General features: G+C 56.2%; 17 protein-coding genes and 3 tRNA genes. 10 read left to right on the top strand and 10 right to left on the bottom strand.

Features of this window, described 5'->3' with window-relative positions; all coding sequences use genetic code 11:
- Nucleotides 1-60: 60 nt before the first annotated feature.
- Entirely contained in the window at nucleotides 61-192 is a 132-nt protein-coding gene (locus LRS40_RS05085; RefSeq protein WP_142487937.1) for an entericidin A/B family lipoprotein, read from the top strand.
- A gap of 106 nt (nucleotides 193-298) precedes the next feature.
- On the top strand, nucleotides 299-445 hold the full coding sequence (gene ecnB, locus LRS40_RS05080) for a lipoprotein toxin entericidin B (RefSeq protein WP_142487938.1): 147 nt from the start codon (nucleotides 299-301) through the stop codon (nucleotides 443-445).
- A 49-nt stretch (nucleotides 446-494) separates the two neighbouring features.
- On the opposite strand, the gene LRS40_RS05075 is transcribed toward ecnB, so the two are convergent.
- On the bottom strand, nucleotides 495-1082 hold the full coding sequence (locus LRS40_RS05075) for a response regulator transcription factor (RefSeq protein WP_231313249.1): 588 nt from the start codon (nucleotides 1080-1082) through the stop codon (nucleotides 495-497).
- Nucleotides 1083-1353: 271 nt separating this feature from the next.
- Between LRS40_RS05075 and sugE the strand changes: the two genes are divergently transcribed.
- Complete coding sequence (gene sugE / locus LRS40_RS05070) at nucleotides 1354-1671, top strand: quaternary ammonium compound efflux SMR transporter SugE (RefSeq protein WP_032616159.1); 318 nt, start codon at nucleotides 1354-1356, stop codon at nucleotides 1669-1671.
- Here the strand turns inward: sugE and blc are convergent.
- The 5 genes from blc to frdA all read right to left on the bottom strand — a co-directional run bounded on the left by blc (nucleotide 1668) and on the right by frdA (nucleotide 5578).
- A complete protein-coding gene (blc, locus tag LRS40_RS05065) occupies nucleotides 1668-2198 on the bottom strand; it encodes an outer membrane lipoprotein Blc (RefSeq protein WP_231313248.1) in 531 nt (176 codons plus the stop codon). The genes sugE and blc overlap by 4 nt on opposite strands.
- A gap of 86 nt (nucleotides 2199-2284) precedes the next feature.
- A complete protein-coding gene (gene frdD, locus LRS40_RS05060; protein ID WP_231313247.1) occupies nucleotides 2285-2644 on the bottom strand; it encodes a fumarate reductase subunit FrdD in 360 nt (119 codons plus the stop codon).
- Between the two features lie 10 nt (nucleotides 2645-2654).
- Nucleotides 2655-3050 carry a fumarate reductase subunit FrdC gene (gene frdC / locus LRS40_RS05055; protein WP_039028427.1) on the bottom strand — a complete coding sequence of 132 codons (396 nt, stop codon included), beginning with the start codon at nucleotides 3048-3050 and terminating at the stop codon, nucleotides 2655-2657.
- A 10-nt stretch (nucleotides 3051-3060) separates the two neighbouring features.
- Nucleotides 3061-3795, bottom strand: coding sequence for a succinate dehydrogenase/fumarate reductase iron-sulfur subunit (locus tag LRS40_RS05050; protein ID WP_039028428.1), 735 nt, complete (start codon nucleotides 3793-3795; stop codon nucleotides 3061-3063).
- Nucleotides 3788-5578, bottom strand: coding sequence for a fumarate reductase (quinol) flavoprotein subunit (frdA, locus tag LRS40_RS05045; protein WP_142487942.1), 1791 nt, complete (start codon nucleotides 5576-5578; stop codon nucleotides 3788-3790). The genes LRS40_RS05050 and frdA overlap by 8 nt, the downstream gene beginning before the upstream one ends.
- Before the next feature lie 310 nt (nucleotides 5579-5888).
- Here frdA and epmA point away from each other — a divergent pair, with 310 nt between their 5' ends.
- A complete protein-coding gene (gene epmA / locus LRS40_RS05040) occupies nucleotides 5889-6866 on the top strand; it encodes an elongation factor P--(R)-beta-lysine ligase (RefSeq protein WP_142487943.1) in 978 nt (325 codons plus the stop codon).
- 81 nt (nucleotides 6867-6947) lie between these two features.
- On the opposite strand, the gene mscM is transcribed toward epmA, so the two are convergent.
- The 3 genes from mscM to rsgA form a co-directional block, all read right to left on the bottom strand.
- Nucleotides 6948-10271: a miniconductance mechanosensitive channel MscM gene (gene mscM, locus LRS40_RS05035; RefSeq protein WP_231313246.1), complete on the bottom strand. Its 3324-nt coding sequence runs from the start codon at nucleotides 10269-10271 to the stop codon at nucleotides 6948-6950.
- A gap of 17 nt (nucleotides 10272-10288) precedes the next feature.
- Nucleotides 10289-11257 (bottom strand): archaetidylserine decarboxylase, encoded by a 969-nt coding sequence (gene asd / locus LRS40_RS05030; protein WP_231313245.1) that lies wholly within the window; start codon nucleotides 11255-11257, stop codon nucleotides 10289-10291.
- A gap of 98 nt (nucleotides 11258-11355) precedes the next feature.
- Nucleotides 11356-12408, bottom strand: coding sequence for a small ribosomal subunit biogenesis GTPase RsgA (rsgA, locus tag LRS40_RS05025; protein WP_231313244.1), 1053 nt, complete (start codon nucleotides 12406-12408; stop codon nucleotides 11356-11358).
- Between the two features lie 107 nt (nucleotides 12409-12515).
- On the opposite strand from rsgA, the gene orn reads away from it, so the two are divergent.
- The 4 genes from orn to LRS40_RS05005 all read left to right on the top strand — a co-directional run bounded on the left by orn (nucleotide 12516) and on the right by LRS40_RS05005 (nucleotide 13673).
- The gene (gene orn / locus LRS40_RS05020) at nucleotides 12516-13061 is read left to right on the top strand and encodes an oligoribonuclease (protein ID WP_142487947.1); all 546 of its coding nucleotides are present in this window, start codon (nucleotides 12516-12518) and stop codon (nucleotides 13059-13061) included.
- A gap of 198 nt (nucleotides 13062-13259) precedes the next feature.
- Nucleotides 13260-13335 (top strand) — tRNA-Gly (locus LRS40_RS05015).
- 150 nt (nucleotides 13336-13485) lie between these two features.
- A tRNA-Gly gene (locus tag LRS40_RS05010) sits at nucleotides 13486-13561 on the top strand.
- A gap of 36 nt (nucleotides 13562-13597) precedes the next feature.
- A tRNA-Gly gene (locus LRS40_RS05005) sits at nucleotides 13598-13673 on the top strand.
- A gap of 270 nt (nucleotides 13674-13943) precedes the next feature.
- On the opposite strand, the gene queG is transcribed toward LRS40_RS05005, so the two are convergent.
- Nucleotides 13944-15083 (bottom strand): tRNA epoxyqueuosine(34) reductase QueG, encoded by a 1140-nt coding sequence (gene queG, locus LRS40_RS05000; protein ID WP_231313243.1) that lies wholly within the window; start codon nucleotides 15081-15083, stop codon nucleotides 13944-13946.
- On the opposite strand from queG, the gene nnr reads away from it, so the two are divergent.
- The gene (nnr, locus tag LRS40_RS04995) at nucleotides 15082-16608 is read left to right on the top strand and encodes a bifunctional ADP-dependent NAD(P)H-hydrate dehydratase/NAD(P)H-hydrate epimerase (protein WP_231313242.1); all 1527 of its coding nucleotides are present in this window, start codon (nucleotides 15082-15084) and stop codon (nucleotides 16606-16608) included. The genes queG and nnr overlap by 2 nt on opposite strands.
- Nucleotides 16601-17062, top strand: coding sequence for a tRNA (adenosine(37)-N6)-threonylcarbamoyltransferase complex ATPase subunit type 1 TsaE (tsaE, locus tag LRS40_RS04990; RefSeq protein ID WP_142487950.1), 462 nt, complete (start codon nucleotides 16601-16603; stop codon nucleotides 17060-17062). Before nnr ends, tsaE begins: the two co-directional genes overlap by 8 nt.
- Nucleotides 17063-17075: the final 13 nt, after the last annotated feature.

The raw sequence follows: 17075 nt of genomic DNA, 5'->3' as shown, positions 1-17075 counted from the left end.
TCGGGATGAAAGGCGCAGCGTTTTGCTGCGCTTTATCGATCGATAAAAGGTCCATGGACGATGCCGCGCACAATCAAAATCTTACTGCTGATGGTTCTTGCTGGCTCTCTTCTCACCGGATGCAACACGGCCCGTGGTGTCGGGGAAGACATTAAAAGCCTGGGTCATGCTATTTCTCACGCCGCCTCCTGATATCTTCTACTTTTCCTAAAAATGCTTCCTTTTCCGTCACTCGCCGGGATCCTGGCTATGCTTATGTGGCTGTACACAATAACTTTGCCTAAAAAAGGAAGACATTATGCTTAAGAAAACATGTGTAGCGATCTTTTCTGTCCTGGTGCTTTCATCAGTATTAACTGCCTGTAATACCACTCGCGGCGTTGGTGAAGATATCTCCTCTGGCGGCAGCGCGATCTCTGGTGCGGCAACTAAAGCACAGCAGTAATTTTGGGCGGTACGGGGCTTAATACGTCGCCGTACCCTCAGTTTACCGCTCAGGGCAGTGACAGAAACGGTGAATACCGTGTATCCATGTGCAGTTTCATTCGAATATTGCGCTTGTAGGTGTATACCGTTTTCCCATGAATGCTCAGTTTGCAGGCAATTTTCTGATTGCTGGCACCCTCCATCCACAGCGTTAACACTTTCTCTTCCTGACGTGTCAGCAATGGCGATGCCGCCGATGCAGGTTCACTGCTTTCCTGGGATGCTAGCGCCTCATTAATTGTCTGCGCCAGTACCTCCAGTGGGGTCGTTTTGGCCAACGATGCCCACAGGGGAAAGGCGTTCATAAATGCAGACATTTCAGGTTGTTCCTCTGAATGCAGCAAAACAAAAGGTGCGGTTTCACTGGCATTCATTACGGATGAGAGCTGATGGATGTGCTGAAGGTCTGACGTAAACCCCTGCAAATCTGCAATCACCAGCGTCGGCTTCCACTGCAGAATATGCTCTCTGGCAAGAAAGAGATTGTTGAGGCCTGTCACCAACACAGGGGAAGGAAATAGCCCTGAATGATTGATCCACATTTCCAGGCCCGTGCGGGTGTAATGACATCGGTCAATCAAAAGAATTTTGAACATTAGTTTTTCGCAATCGGCAAAGTGTAGTCGCTTCCTGCTATCAGGAAGTGTCCCATAATAAAGAAGTCGGATGAGTTATAAATGAGTGAATTTCGCTGCTAATTACGTCTATTTCTCGCTTTCAAACGCTCAACTAATGTCTGAAATAAACACGTTGAAAAATGAATTCATGCTCTTCAAAATATGAGATTCACCCGCCTTGCAGGACGACCTGTAAGCGCTTCTCTCATCGGGGACGGCCCCAGACTGTTATTTAAGTTAAGGAGCCTTTATGTCCTGGATTATTCTTTTTATTGCCGGTTTGCTCGAAGTGGTATGGGCCATTGGTCTGAAATATACCCACGGCTTTACGCGACTCACGCCCAGCATCATTACCGTTTCCGCCATGATCGTCAGTATCGTGCTGCTCTCCTGGGCTATGCGCTCGCTGCCCGTGGGAACGGCGTATGCAGTATGGACGGGGATTGGCGCGGTAGGTGCGGCCATTACCGGGATTTTACTGCTGGGTGAGTCAGCGAGCCTGGCGCGTATTGCCAGCCTCGCATTGATTGTTGCCGGTATTATTGGGCTGAAGCTCAGCACCCACTAATGGGGTTGTTCAATCCAGACCAACTGGCTGATATCAAATCCCTGACGGGTGGCAGAATTCAGTAGCCTCTGTTTCATCTCATCTGAAATCGTCGGTGTGCGGGAGAGGAGCCACAGGTAGTCACGATTGGGCCCGCACACCAGCGCATGCTGGTAATCTTTATCCAGCGCAATCACGTTATAGCCACCATAAAAAGGACCGATGAAAGAGACTTTCAGCGCTGCGGTGTCAGACGCGCCGGTAAAGTACGCTTTTCCCATCACTTTTTGCCACATGTCGCGCTCAGGGTTGTAGCCCCGGTTGATAACCTGAATACCGCCATCGCTCATCAGGCTGTAGTGAGCCGTCACCTTTTGTAGACCACGTTCAAAGCGGTGATCAAAACGGGCAATTTCATACCAGGAGCCCATGAATTGCTGGGCGTTAAAGGGCCGGACGACAGTCACGCCCCGGGGCGGAGTAGGAGCACTACAGGAAACAACCAGAAATGCAGCGGCAACGGCGGCGATGACGGGCAGGATGCGCATAGGCGTTTCCTTACAGGATTTTTGATAAGTGTAGAACCTGTCAGGAATTTTGCTCTCCCACCGGCTGGCGGGAGAGCGGAGAAGGATTACATAAAGACCACGGCAACCAGCGTGACCACGCTCAGGATGGCCGCCAGCCCGTAGAACACCCATTTCCCGTTAGGGACGTGGATCTTCAGGTCGTGCATGGCGTGATGAATACGGTGCAGACCACACCACAGCGGCAGCACAATCATCAGGAAGATGAAAATTCGCCCTATAAAGCTGTGGGCAAAGGCCAGCACCCGCTCGTAGCTCAGGGCATCCCCGGGATAGAGCCCCAACGGCAGCATAATGCCCACCAGCAGAATAATGACCGGCGCGATGATGGCGCACCACATGCCGCCTGCCCCAAAAAGCCCCCAGAAGACGGGCTCGTCAGAACGTTTTGGAGTTGGATTAATCACAGTGGTCTCCTTACCAGAACAGGGCTACGCCAAGAATCACCACGGTCACGACCGCAGTCACCACCCAGAGTCCTTTAATGATCGGCTCTGGCCCCAGTTTTTCATTTTTGACGATAATATTTGCTGCTTTCGGCGCCAGCTCAAACCAGGTTTTGGTATGCAACAGCGCTGCCGCCAGCACGATGATATTCAGGATCACCACTATCGGGTTCTGCAGGAACCCGACAAAACCGGCCCAGGTTTCCGGACCATGCTTAAGGGCAAACAGGCCGTACATCAGTTCGATGCTGAACCACACCGCCGGTACCGCCGTGCCTTCACGCAGCATATAGAAGCGATAAAACGGCAGATTTTTCCACCAGGTGGACGGCATCGGCCGCACATAGGCTTTGCGTTTAGTCGTCATCATGCACTCCTTAGCGTGGTTTCAGGGTGGCGATAAGAAAGTCTTTCGAGCTTTCTACTTTGCCCTGTTGGATCGCGGCGGCCGGATCGACATGCTTCGGACAGACTTCCGAGCAGTAGCCGACAAAGGTACAGGTCCAGACGCCGTTCTGGCCGTTCAGCTGCGCCATACGTTCTTTCTTCCCGTGATCCCGGCTGTCTTCGTTGTAACGATGCGCCAGGGTAATGGCGGCCGGGCCGATAAACTCGGGATTCAGGCCAAACTGCGGGCAGGCGGCATAGCACAGACCACAGTTGATGCAGCCGGAGAACTGGTGATACTTGGCCATCTGCGCCGGGGTCTGCTTGTTCGGCCCCTGATCCGGCGTACGCGGGTTGCCAATGATGTACGGCTTAATGGCTTCCAGGCTTTCGATAAAGTGGGTCATGTCGACCACCAGATCGCGTTCGATTGGGAAATTAGCCAGGGCTTCGACCTTCATCCCTTTCGGGTATTCACGCAGGAAGGTTTTACAGGCCAGCTTTGGCACTTTGTTGACCATCATCCCGCAGGAGCCGCAAATCGCCATACGGCAGGACCAGCGGTAGCTCAGGTCCGGTGCCAGATTGTCTTTGATGTAGCCCAGCGCATCCAGCAGGGAGGTCTGCTCATCGTAAGGAACTTCATAGAAAGTGCTGTGCGGCGCGCTGTCCACTTCCGGGTTATAGCGCACCACTTCAACTTTCAGAGTTTGCATTTCAGCCATTCGCCGTCTCCTTTTTCTCGGCTGCTTCCGCTTCTGCACCGTAAACGCGTTTCGCCGGTGCCAGCGTGGTGATCTTCACGTCGCTATAGTCCAGACGAGTAGAGCCGTCCGCGTCGCGATAAGCGAGGGTATGCTTGAGGAAGTTGACGTCGTCACGCTCCGTACAGCCTTCGTCCAGACGCTGGTGGGCGCCGCGCGACTCTTTACGCGCCAGGGCGGAGTGCGCCATACATTCAGCAACGTTCAGGCCGTGACCCAGCTCAATGGTGTAGAGCAGATCGGTGTTGAAGACGCTGGAGGTATCCGTCACCCGCACGCGTTTGAAGCGTTCCTGTAGCTCAGCCAGTTTGTCGATGGTTTTCTGCATCAGCTCCGGCGTACGGTAAATACCGCAGCCTTCTTCCATGGAAAGCCCCATCTCATCGCGGATTTTCGCCCAGTTCTCACTCCCTTCCTGATTCACCAGTTTTTTCAGGCGCAGCTCGACATCGGTAGCCTGCGCATCGAGCGCGGCACCGTTAGCGGCTCCGGCTGTTGCTGCGCGGGCCATGGCCTGCTCACCCGCCAGGCGACCAAATACCACCAGCTCGGCCAGCGAGTTGGAGCCCAGGCGGTTAGCGCCATGCAGGCCGACGGAGGAGCATTCACCCACCGCAAACAGGCCTTTAATTCGGGTTTCACACTGCTGATCGGTTTCGATACCGCCCATGGTGTAGTGCGCAGTTGGACGTACCGGGATCGGGTCTTTAACCGGGTCGACGCCGACATAGGCTTTCGACAGTTCACAGATGAACGGCAGACGTTCCAGCAGCTTCTTCTCGCCCAGGTGGCGCAGGTCGAGATAGACCACATCGCCGCGTGGGGTAGGGATGGTGTTGCCTTTGCGCCACTCATGCCAGAAGGCCTGAGAGACTTTATCGCGCGGGCCAAGCTCCATATATTTGTTCTTTGGTTCACCCAGCGGCGTCTCCGGGCCCATGCCGTAATCCTGGAGATAGCGATAGCCATCCTTATTGACCAGAATGCCGCCTTCACCGCGGCAGCCCTCGGTCATCAGGATCCCGGAACCCGGCAGGCCGGTCGGGTGATACTGCACGAACTCCATATCGCGTAGCGGAACGCCGTGCTGCAGCGCCATGCCCATCCCGTCGCCGGTCACGATGCCGCCGTTGGTGTTATAACGGTAAACACGTCCGGCACCGCCGGTCGCCATCACCACGGCATTGGCTCGGATCTGAACCAGCGTACCTTCCATCATGTTCATCGCCACCAGGCCGCGGGCCTGGCCGTCATCGACCAGAATGTCGAGGACAAAATGTTCGTCGAAGCGTTGGATCTGGGGGAACTGCAGCGAGGTCTGGAACAGGGTGTGGAGCATATGGAAGCCGGTCTTGTCGGCGGCAAACCAGGTTCGCTCAATCTTCATGCCGCCGAAGCGACGCACGTTGACGCTACCGTCATCACGACGGCTCCACGGGCAACCCCACTGCTCCAGCTGGGTCATTTCCGTCGGGCAATGATGTACGAAATAATCAACGACATCCTGTTCGCAAAGCCAGTCGCCACCAGCTACGGTGTCGTGAAAGTGATAATCAAAGCTGTCATGATCCTGCGCGACGGCAGCGGATCCACCCTCCGCAGCGACCGTATGGCTACGCATCGGGTAGACTTTTGAAATCAGGGCAATTTTAGCGTTTGGGTTAGCCTGGGCAGCTGCAATTGCTGCGCGTAATCCCGCTCCGCCAGCGCCAATAATGGCAAGATCGGCTTGAAAGGTATGCACGACATTCCTCCAGATTTTTGATATTTCGCATCTCACCTACCCTAAGGTAGTGCACGGCCCGGGAGGGCAAATGCGAAAGCGATTCCACTGCTCCTTTATGGGTAACGCAGTATAGCCGTAGGAAAGAGAGGGAAATTTGACGTGTTCGATTTTTTTGCGGTTCTTTCCCTCGATTTATCATTGCAATTGATGAATCACGTCACGAAATTATTGGTAGTTATAAAAAGCCCAAAATTGACTGTGCAAAATTTGTCTCCGCCATGGGTTACGAGTAGACTTCGTCCCCTTGTCTGAAATCGGAGAAATTCTCATGAGCGAAACGGCCACCTGGCAGCCGAGCGCATCCATCCCCAATCTGTTAAAACGCGCAGCAATTATGGCGGAGATTCGTCGCTTCTTTGCGGACCGCGGTGTGCTGGAGGTGGAAACGCCCTGCATGAGTCAGGCGACGGTAACGGATATTCATCTGGTGCCGTTTGAAACCCGTTTTGTTGGCCCTGGTCACTCCCAGGGGATGAATCTCTACCTGATGACCAGCCCGGAATACCACATGAAGCGCCTGCTGGCGGCGGGATGTGGGCCGGTATATCAGCTGTGTCGCAGTTTCCGCAATGAAGAGATGGGGCGTCACCACAACCCGGAATTCACCATGCTGGAGTGGTACCGCCCGCATTACGATATGTATCGCCTGATGAATGAAGTGGACGATCTGCTGCAGCAGGTACTGGAGTGCCCGGAAGCCGAAACCCTCTCTTATCAGCAGGCTTTCCAGCGCCATCTGGAGATCGATCCGCTCTCTGCGGACAAAACCCAGCTGCGTGAAGTGGCGGCAAAACTGGATCTTAGCAATGTTGCGGATACTGAAGAGGATCGCGACACGCTGCTACAGCTGCTCTTTACCTTTGGCGTTGAACCGCAGATTGGTAAAGATCGCCCGACCTTTGTCTATCACTTCCCGGCAAGCCAGGCGTCGCTGGCCCAGATCAGCACTGAAGATCACCGCGTGGCGGAGCGTTTTGAGGTGTACTTTAAAGGTATTGAGCTGGCGAATGGTTTCCATGAACTGACCGACGCCCGTGAACAGCAGCAGCGTTTTGCTCAGGATAACCGCAAGCGCGCCGCGCGTGGCCTGCCGCAGCAACCTATCGACCAAAATTTGCTGGAGGCGTTAAAAGCCGGTTTGCCGGACTGCTCCGGCGTGGCGCTGGGTGTTGATCGTCTGGTGATGCTGGCGCTGGGCGCTGAGCAGCTGGGTGATGTGATAGCGTTCACCGTAGACCGCGCCTGACTGCGCGCCGGGTGGCGCTGCGCTAACCCGGCCTACGAAACATGTAGGCCCGTGCAAGCGCAGCGCCGCCGGGCATTTGCATTACAAACTCCCCGCCGGTCGCGTCTTCGCCGCCGAAGTCAAGGTTCTTCCCGTCTTACGCCCGTCCAGACTTTCCAGACGCATCTGGAACGGTGGGAACGGCAAATCAATACCGTGTTCACGGAAGCCCGCCAGAATCAGCTGGTGGATCTCATGGCGCAGCGGCATGCGATGGCCCATCTCGGCCGCGTAAATACGCAGTTCGAAAATCTGGATCCCCTGCTGTAAATCCACCAGGAACACTTCCGGCTCTGGCGTGCTGATCACCAGCGAGCAGCGTTCGGCCGCCGTATAGAGAATTTGCGTGACCTCTTCGCTGTTAGCATCCGACGGGGCCGGCACGGTCAGCACCACACGCGTCACGGAGTCCGACAGCGACCAGTTAATAAACTGCTCGGTGATAAACGCCTTGTTGGGAACAATGATCTCTTTACGGTCCCAGTCGCTGATAGTAGTGGCGCGGGTGTTGATCTTTGTAATACTGCCGGTCAGATCGCGGATCGTCACGGTATCGCCAATACGGATTGGTTTTTCGAACAGAATAATCAGGCCAGAGATAAAGTTGGCGAAGATCTCCTGCAAACCAAACCCGAGCCCGACGCCGAGTGCCGCCACCAGCCACTGCAATTTAGACCACTCAATACCGATCATCGAGAAGCCCACCAGCCCGCCAAACAGCATCAGCAGGTATTTGGTGATGGTGGTGATGGCGTATCCGGTACCCGGCGTTAAATCCAGATGCTGTAACAGGGCCAGCTCCAGCAGCGCCGGGAAGTTACGGATCAGCTGAGTGGTGATGATAAATACCAGAATCGCAATCAGCACCGCCCCGAGGGTAATCGGCTCCAGGCTCTCCACCCCTTGTACCGTCGAGGTCACATCCCAGAGGGTAATATTTTCCAGGAAGCCAAACGCCGAATGAATTTCCGACCACAGCACAATGACGGACAGCAACGCGACCAGCATCAGAATAGATCGTACCAGGCGCAGGGACTGGGTACTGATGGCATCCAGATCCAGCTCAGTTTCATCGACCTCCACGGTTCCTTCCGTGCTGAGCATATGGGCCGGTTCCTCTTCGCCGCGCGCTCGCTGGGCGAGGATCTCGGCCCGGCGGTTTTTCGCCCGGTCAAACGCCAGACGCCGGCGCTGAATCAGCATCCAGCGGCGAATGACGTGATAGACCACCAGCAACAGGAACCAGATCGCTACCGAGGTTTCAAGACGCGCCAGCAGTGCCTGGGCGGTAGCCAGATAGCCGACGGCTGCTGCCAGAATCGCCGCCAGCGGCGCGCTAAGCAGCAGATTCCACAGCATATGGTTGACCATGTTATCGCCGCTGCCCTCTTTATCGAGATAGAGCGGGATGCCGGCTTTCTTCAGGCTCAGCGTCACCACGGCCAGCGCACCGCAAATCAGGATAAAGCACAGACGGCCGAGCGAGCCGGAAAACTCCCGGTCGTTCAGGTTATCAAACATGATCAGCGCCATGATCAGCGGGACAATAAGCCCGATGCTCATCAGGTAGTAGCGCATAGCCCGCGCCACGCGGCTACGCGGCCAGCCGAAGTGCGCGACAAACAGCCCATTCGGGCGGGCGAAGGTGGCGCAGATCATCACCACCCACAGCAACGGCACGGTGGCGGTTACGCCGGCACCGATAGCCACCGCCAGCGGATAAGGCCAGGCTTCGCGCAGGCCATAGCCCAGGGTCATCCACAGGACCGGCAGCGGCGAGGCGACCAGGATTGACCAGAAGACCGTGCGCAGCGTGAGCCAGAAATGGTCCTGGGTTACTTTGCCGACGCGGGCGCTGGAGCGGTCGAGGAAGCGGGTGAAGTGCCGGCGCGAGTAAATGCTGAACCCGACCAGAATCAGCGCTCCCAGCAGCGGGAAGATCGTCTCCTTGTTGGTGAGCATCATGATGCTGGCTTTGCCGAGCTGGCTGACAGTATCCAGCGAAATTAACCGCCGCAGATCCTGAACAATATCAATCGGCCAGGAGAAGGAGATCGGCCGTACGTCCGAGGTCCAGAACAGGTAGCGGTGAGTCGCCTCGTTGACCTCTTTTAACGCATCTTCCAGCTGGCTGTTTGAAACCTTCAGTTTGGTCAGCTCGAGCAGCAGCGTATCGCCGCCCTGCAACAGTGAATTCAGTAATTCCCGTTGCGTACGGAGCTGCGCTTCCAGAATGCGGTTCTGCTCGGCGGTGAGCGGCTTGCCGTCCGGCTGGTGGATCTGACGCAGCTGTGGCTGCTTATTCAGCAGATCTTCAAAGCGCAGACGCTGCACACGCAGCTGCGCCATTTCGGTATCGAGCTGCTGGGGTTTTGGCATCTCGGGCAGGCGGGCGACCTGGGCACGCAGCGCTTCACCGAGCAGGTTCGAGGAGCCCAGCCACTGTGACTGCTCGCGCAGCGTATTCAGCGCCTGACGCACCTGTAGGGTTTGATTAGTGGCCTGGCGTTGCTGGGAGGCCACCAGATCCATACGCTGCGCCTGCTGGTTGAGCGCGGCCGAAAGCTCACGGTTGACCTTGAATTGCTCAACAATGCCGGAGGGCAGGTTTTCGCTGTTTTCAGCCAGTAATTCGGTGCTCTCCAGCGCCCGCTCTGCTTCACGCTGACGCTGGCTGTTGAGCTGATTGCGCAGCGCCTGAAGATAAGCATCCAGCTGCTCGCCCTGTTTTTTCGCCAGCTCAGAGCGCATTCGCGCCAGCTCCTGGCGATTGTTGGCCGAAAGCTGCGCCAGCTCGAGCTCATCTACCAGCGCTTTTAATCTGGCAGATTCCGCCTGTATGCCCAGATTTTGAGCCTGGCTAAGGGCGGTATTGCCGGTTTGCGCTCCGGCCCGGCGTTCAACCTCATTGAGCTGACGACGGGCATCGGTTTGCTGCTGCGGCAGCTGGTTCAGGGAGTCTGCAATATCACGGGCGCGCTCCTGCTCCTGCTGCGCCTGGCGGGTTTTTTCCAGTAACTGACTGCTGACCTGCAGGATCTCCTGATTCAGGGTGTCAGAAGTCATGCCCGCAGGCACCTGGCGCGGCTCTTCACGCAGATCGCTCAGCTGCGCGCGCAGGGTTTGGGAAAGTTTGGCGAAGTTATCAATGACCTGTTGATACTGCGTGGCACGCTCGAGAGAGCCTTTACGCTCCTCAAGCGCGTTCAGCGCAGCCTCGAGCGCCTCAACGGTTTCCGGCTGGGCGGGCTTTGCCGCCTTCGCCTGCTCCAGTTCCTGTGAAATTTGTTTGCTGTCGGGGGCCGTAGCGGCGTACGCCCCCGTACTGAGGCACCAGGCCATCAGCAAAGTGATAATCAGGCGCACGTCAGTCTACCTTTTGCTTAGCTTTCGTCTTTTTTGTCATCAACCAGCGGGCTGGCTTCGAGTTCGGCAGCGATCTCTTCGTCTGACAGCGGCGCAGGCTCTGCGTCCGGTGTCACGAAGGTTTCCGTCGAAACCGCCAGCGGCTGGCCGAGTTTGGTTACCGACAGGCTTTCGAGCTGCTCAACCAGCTTCACTTTACCCGGAGCAAACAGGTTGATCACGGTAGAGCCGAGCTTGAAGCGGCCCATCTCCTGGCCCTTAAGCAGCGCCACGGAGCCTTCGTTTTCACCTTCAGGCCAGGTCCAGCGTTTGATCACGCCTTCACGCGGTGGCGTAATGGTGCCTGCCCAGACGGTCTCAATGCTGCCAACGATTGTCGCGCCCACCAGAATCTGCGCCATCGGACCAAACTCGGTGTCAAACAAGCAGATCACGCGCTCGTTACGGGCAAAAAGATTAGGGACGTTTTGCGCGGTCAGATGGTTTACCGAGAACAGGTCGCCCGGAACGTAGATCATCTCCCGCAGAATGCCGTTGCACGGCATATGAACGCGGTGATAGTCGCGCGGCGACAGGTAGGTGGTGGCAAAGGAGCCATTGCGAAACAGATCCGCCATCAGGTAGTTGCCTGCCAGCAGGGCTTCCAGGCTGTAGTTGTGGCCCTTGGCCTGCAGGATCTTGTCGTTTTCAATCGCGCCCAGCTGGCTGATCACGCCGTCAGCAGGCATCACCAGCACGTTTGGATCGGTATTCAGGGGGCGCACTTCATCGCGCAGTGAACGCACAAAGAAATCGTTGAAGGTGCGGTAGCTGGCGGTATCCGGCTTCTGCGCTTCCTTCATATCGACCTTGTAGTATTTCACGAACAGATCGATCACCAGCTTCGTCAGCCAGCCCGCTCGTTTGCTCGCGCCCCAGCCCGCCAGGCGAGTGAGCCACAGTTTTGGCAGAATGTATTGAAGCGAAAGTTTAAATGAGTTTAACAAGGTAGCCTCCAGGCCATTGTTTTGTCGTTCCTGATCCGGCTGTCAGACAGCCGGAACCTGAAAAAAGGGGACGATTTTAGCGACGCTTAGCTTAGTTGTCAGTCATCAGATTCAGAAAAGCTTTTACGCGTTTTTACCTGCGCCATGCTTTCGAGAATATGGTGATAGTTTGCAAAACGGGTTTCCGCAATTTCACCGTTTTCGACCGCTGCGCGTATGGCACAGCCAGGATCGTTGTCATGCTTGCAGTCGCGGTATTTACACTCGCCTAAATAGTCGAGGAATTCGACAAAGCCGTTAAAGATTTGATCGGGTTCGAGATGCCACAGGCCAAATTCACGCACTCCCGGGGAGTCGATCACATCGCCGCCGTGCGGGAAGTGATACAGCCGTGAGGCGGTGGTGGTGTGCTGGCCCAGACCGGAGTTGTCAGAGACGTCGTTGGTCAGGATCTCTTGTTGCAAACCGAGCAGGTTGTTCAGCAGGCTGGATTTGCCCACGCCGGACTGACCGGCAAAAATGCTGATGCGATCGGTCAATGCCTCTTCGAGCGGCTTCAGGCCATTCTGCGTCCGGCTTGAGACCATCAGCACGCGATAGCCAATCTTGCGATAAATATCCATCTGCTCATTAACGAAGTCCATGCCTTCACCGTCGAGCAGATCAATCTTGTTCAGGACGATCAGCGGTTCAACCTGCAGAGTTTCACAGGCGACGAGATAACGGTCGATAATATTCAGCGACAGCTCGGGCAGGATCGCAGAGACAATCACGATCTGATCGATATTGGCGGCAATGGGTTTTACGCCGTCGTAAAAGTCGGGGCGCGTCAGGACCGACGTGCGTTCGTGTACGGCTTCAACGATGCCTTTCACCGTCACGCCTTCTGCTGCGGTTTTACCCGGACGCCATACCACGCGGTCACCGGTCACCAGCGAGCGGATGGTGCGGCGAATGTTGCAACGGTGAACGTCGCCATCGGCGGATTCCACATCGGCATGCATACCGAAGCGGCTAATCACCACGCCTTCCGCGGGTTCGCCAAACAGGTTGTCGTCGTAATCGACCTTCTCCGAAGTGGTTTTAAGACGGCGCTGGTGATTGGCTTTCACGCGGCGCTGCTGCCCTTTGGAGAGTTTATTTTTACTCAATCGTGCTGGCTCCTGGTCGCCCATATTGGGCAAAACCTCTATGATACACACTAATCAATACTAGTTAACCTGCCACGGCCGGTTATACGAGAAGGGTGGAAAATAACATGAGTGCAGATGAAAACAATCTGATTTGGATCGATCTGGAGATGACCGGCCTGGATCCCGAGCGCGATCGCATTATTGAGATCGCCACGCTGGTGACCGACGCGAACCTGAATGTGCTGGCGGAAGGGCCCACCATTGCCGTGCATCAGTCCGACGCGCAGCTGGCATTGATGGACGACTGGAACGTGCGCACCCACACCGGTAGCGGGCTGGTGGATCGCGTTAAGGCCAGTACGCAGGGCGATCGTGAAGCCGAACTGGCCACCATTGAGTTCCTCAAGCAGTGGGTGCCGCAGGGCAAATCGCCTATCTGTGGTAACAGTATTGGCCAGGATCGCCGTTTTCTGTTTAAGTACATGCCGGAGCTGGAAGCGTATTTCCACTACCGTTATCTCGATGTCAGCACCCTGAAAGAGCTGGCCCGTCGCTGGAAGCCCGAGATGCTGGATGGCTTTAAGAAGCAGGGCACCCACCAGGCGATGGACGATATCCGTGAGTCTGTGGCGGAACTGGCTTACTACCGCGAACATTTTATTAAATTATAAGCGACAGGCCCGGCAGGGCAGCACTTGCCGGGCCTAAGCGGCTAAAACGATTTAAAAATGCGCAATGTGACGAATATTGCAGCACTTGAACTAAATTTATAAAAAAACGCTTTTAGGGGGGTTGCAGCAGAAAGGATTTCTCGTATAATGCGCCTCCCGTAACGACAGAGAATTCATCGTTACGACAGCACAGATTTTGCGGGAATAGCTCAGTTGGTAGAGCACGACCTTGCCAAGGTCGGGGTCGCGAGTTCGAGTCTCGTTTCCCGCTCCAAATCTTTCGCTGTGCAGTAAGACCACCAATCGCAGGATTTCAAGTTGCAACAAGGCGGCAACTGAACGAATCCTTAGAAGCTTACTAAAGTAAGTGACTAAGGTGAGTGAAGGCAGCCAACGCAGTGGCGGCTTGAAAGACGAAGATTAAGCGGGAATAGCTCAGTTGGTAGAGCACGACCTTGCCAAGGTCGGGGTCGCGAGTTCGAGTCTCGTTTCCCGCTCCAAAATTTGAAAGGTATCGCAAGATACGCACCACCCAAGCGGGAATAGCTCAGTTGGTAGAGCACGACCTTGCCAAGGTCGGGGTCGCGAGTTCGAGTCTCGTTTCCCGCTCCAAATTTTTTCTCCTCCTCCAGATATCCACCGCGGAAAGCCCCGCCGGGGATGATTTGTTTCATTTCTGACAAACTCTTCTTAACAGACTTATCCACAGCTTTGTCTTTTTTCAGTGAATATGCGAATACTTCGCCTGATGAATAGTAACTTTATAATCCGTTGAAAATAATAAAGAAAATTTCATTTCAAAATGTTAAGCCGATCACTTGACCTGTTGCCGGGCCCAGACTACTTCTGGCTTTTAAATTTTATTCACAGCCTGTGGAAACATCATGCATCCCGTGGGAGCCCTTTTTCCACCACCCGTACCAGCCTGATTTTCTGCGGTAATTGCACCTCTACCACGCAGGCGTTTCGTTTGGCGATCTGCTGCGCAACCGCCCACTCTATGTGTTCATCAAGAAGTGGGTGCTCACCTCGGCGACTTTCCAGAGCCTGAAGATTGGCTTCGTCCCAGGGGGCATTTCCCAGCGCGACCGCGACATTGCGCAGCCAGCGCAGATGCCCGATGCGGCGAATAGCCGATCCCTCCGTTACCTTCAGAAACCAGGCTTCGCTCCAGGCAAATAGCTCGATAAGCGGTGGCGCGTGCAGGGCCTTACGTGGGCTGAAGTCGTCCTCTTCCGTTAACTGCGAATAACGGTTCCACGGGCAGATGAGCTGACAATCATCGCAGCCATAAATGCGATTGCCGATTAACGGCCGAAACTCTTCCGGGATCGCTCCTTCGAGTTCGATGGTCAGATAGGAGATGCAGCGACGGGCATCGACGGTGTAAGGCTCAACGATGGCGCCTGTGGGACAGATGGTCATGCAGGCCACGCACCGCCCACAGCCGTCCTCAACCGGCTTATCCACCGGCAGGGGAAGATCAATCAGCAGTTCACCGAGGAAGAAGAACGAGCCGGCGTCGCGGCTGAGGATAAGTGAGTGCTTACCTGTCCAGCCAAGTCCCGCTTTTTCAGCCAGCGGGCGCTCAAGTACAGGCGCAGAATCGACAAAGGGTCTAAAATTCAGCGTGGCGCACTGCTGCTGGATCATTTCCCCAAGCTTTTTGAGCCGGTTACGCAACAATTTATGATAGTCACGCCCCAGGGCATAACGGCTGACGTATCCCAGAGTAGGATCTTTCAGCGTACTGGCAAAGGCGGCTTTGGCGGGAAGGTAGTTCATCCGCACGCTGATCACGCGCAGGGTCCCCGGCAACAGTTCATGCGGGCGGGCGCGCATCATGCCGTGACGCGCCATCCACTCCATCTCGCCGTGGTATTGATTATCCAGCCATGCCTGGAGCTTTGGTTCACTGGCAGAAAGATCGGTATCGGTGATACCCACGTGTTGAAAACCAAGCTCAGCGCCCCACTGTTTAATGTTTTGCGCTAACTGATTGAGATCGAGGGGCTGTGACATGACGGACCATACTGTGAAGAAAAACCCCGCAAGTATACCACATTCTGTCTGGCCCGCGGAGGCGCTACGTCGCGCCGAAAAAGAGGCTGCGGACAGCATCGGCATGACGCTTTATGAGCTGATGCAGCGCGCGGGCGAGGCGGCTTTTGCCGTTGCCCGCACGACGTATCCGCGGGCCAGGCACTGGCTGATTCTGTGCGGCCATGGCAACAACGGCGGCGATGGCTATGTCGTTGCTCGCCTGGCGATGGCCGCCGGTATGACCGTGACGCTGCTGGCGCTGGAGAGCGAAAAACCGCTTCCCGAAGAGGCGACAAAAGCCCGGGAAAGCTGGCTGGAGGCGGCGGGGGTTATCCACGCCGCGGATAAGGCCTGGCCCGAAGGCGTCGATCTGATCGTCGACGGCCTGCTGGGAACCGGTTTACGCAGCGCGCCGCGCGATAAAGTCGCCCGATTAATCGCTCATGCCAATCATCATCCGGCCCCTGTCGTTGCGCTGGATATCCCGTCCGGGCTGAATGCGCAGACGGGCGCCACGCCCGGCGAAGTCATTCACGCCGACCATACGGTGACCTTTATTGCCCTCAAACCCGGCCTGCTGACCGGGAAAGCGCGGGATGTGGTCGGGGCATTGCACCATAACGCCCTCGGGTTGGAGAGCTGGCTTGCCGGGCAGGAGACGGCGATCGACCGCTTTGACGCCTCGCAACTGGCGCACTGGCTTCCCCCACGTCGCCCAACATCCCATAAGGGCGATCACGGCCGGCTGGTGATTATCGGCGGCGACCACGGCACCGCAGGGGCCATCCGCATGACCGGTGAAGCGGCACTGCGGACGGGCGCAGGGCTGGTGCGCGTCCTCACTCGCCGCGAAAATATTGCTCCGATCGTTACCGCCCGGCCTGAGCTGATGGTGCACGAACTCACCATTCAGGCGCTGGACGACAGCCTGCAATGGGCCGATGTGGTGGTGATTGGCCCCGGTCTGGGTCAGGAGCCGTGGGGGAAAGAGGCGCTACGGAAGGTCGAGAATTTTCGCCACGCCATGCTGTGGGATGCTGACGCGCTGAACCTTCTGGCAATCAACCCGGATAAACGTCACAATCGCATCCTGACGCCGCACCCCGGCGAGGCCGCGCGCCTGCTTAACTGCAGCGTTGCAGAAATTGAAAGCGATCGCTTACATTCTGCCCAGCGTCTGGTAAAACGTTACGGTGGTGTGGTGGTGCTGAAAGGCGCTGGCACCGTCGTCGCCAGCGAGGGCGGGATGTCAGGCATCATTGATGCCGGTAATGCCGGAATGGCAAGCGGCGGCATGGGCGATGTGCTCTCCGGTATTATCGGGGCGTTGCTCGGACAGAAACTGGCGCTTTATGATGCCGCCTGCGCAGGCTGCGTCGCCCATGGTACAGCAGCCGATCGGCTGGCCGACCAGTACGGCACGCGCGGCATGCTGGCAACCGATCTTTTTGACACGCTGCGGCGTGTTGTTAACCCGGAAATAATTGACGTAGAAAATGATTAATCGAGTGATCCCTTTACCCGACGAACAGGCAACTTTAGATCTTGGCCAGCGCGTGGCGCAGGCCTGCGAGGGCACAACCGTCATTTATCTGTATGGCGACCTTGGCGCGGGGAAGACCACCTTTAGCCGGGGCTTCTTACAGGCGCTGGGGCATAAGGGAAATGTGAAAAGCCCGACCTATACGCTGGTTGAGCCCTACACCCTGGACAACCTGATGGTGTATCACTTCGATCTCTATCGCCTTGCCGATCCTGAAGAGCTGGAATTTATGGGGATCCGTGACTATTTCGCCAACGATGCCATCTGCCTGGTAGAGTGGCCGCAGCAGGGAACAGGTGTCTTGCCTGATCCGGATGTTGAAATTCACCTGGAGTATCAGGCGCAAGGGCGTGAAGCCCGCGTCACTGCTGTCTCCGAATCAGGAAACGCCATACTGGCCCGGTTAGCCGGTTAAAAAAAGAGATAAC

Source organism: Leclercia sp. G3L (genome assembly GCF_021117075.1).
GTDB lineage: Bacteria > Pseudomonadota > Gammaproteobacteria > Enterobacterales > Enterobacteriaceae > Enterobacter > Enterobacter adecarboxylatus_C.
This window is presented reverse-complemented; position numbering and strand designations above follow the sequence as displayed.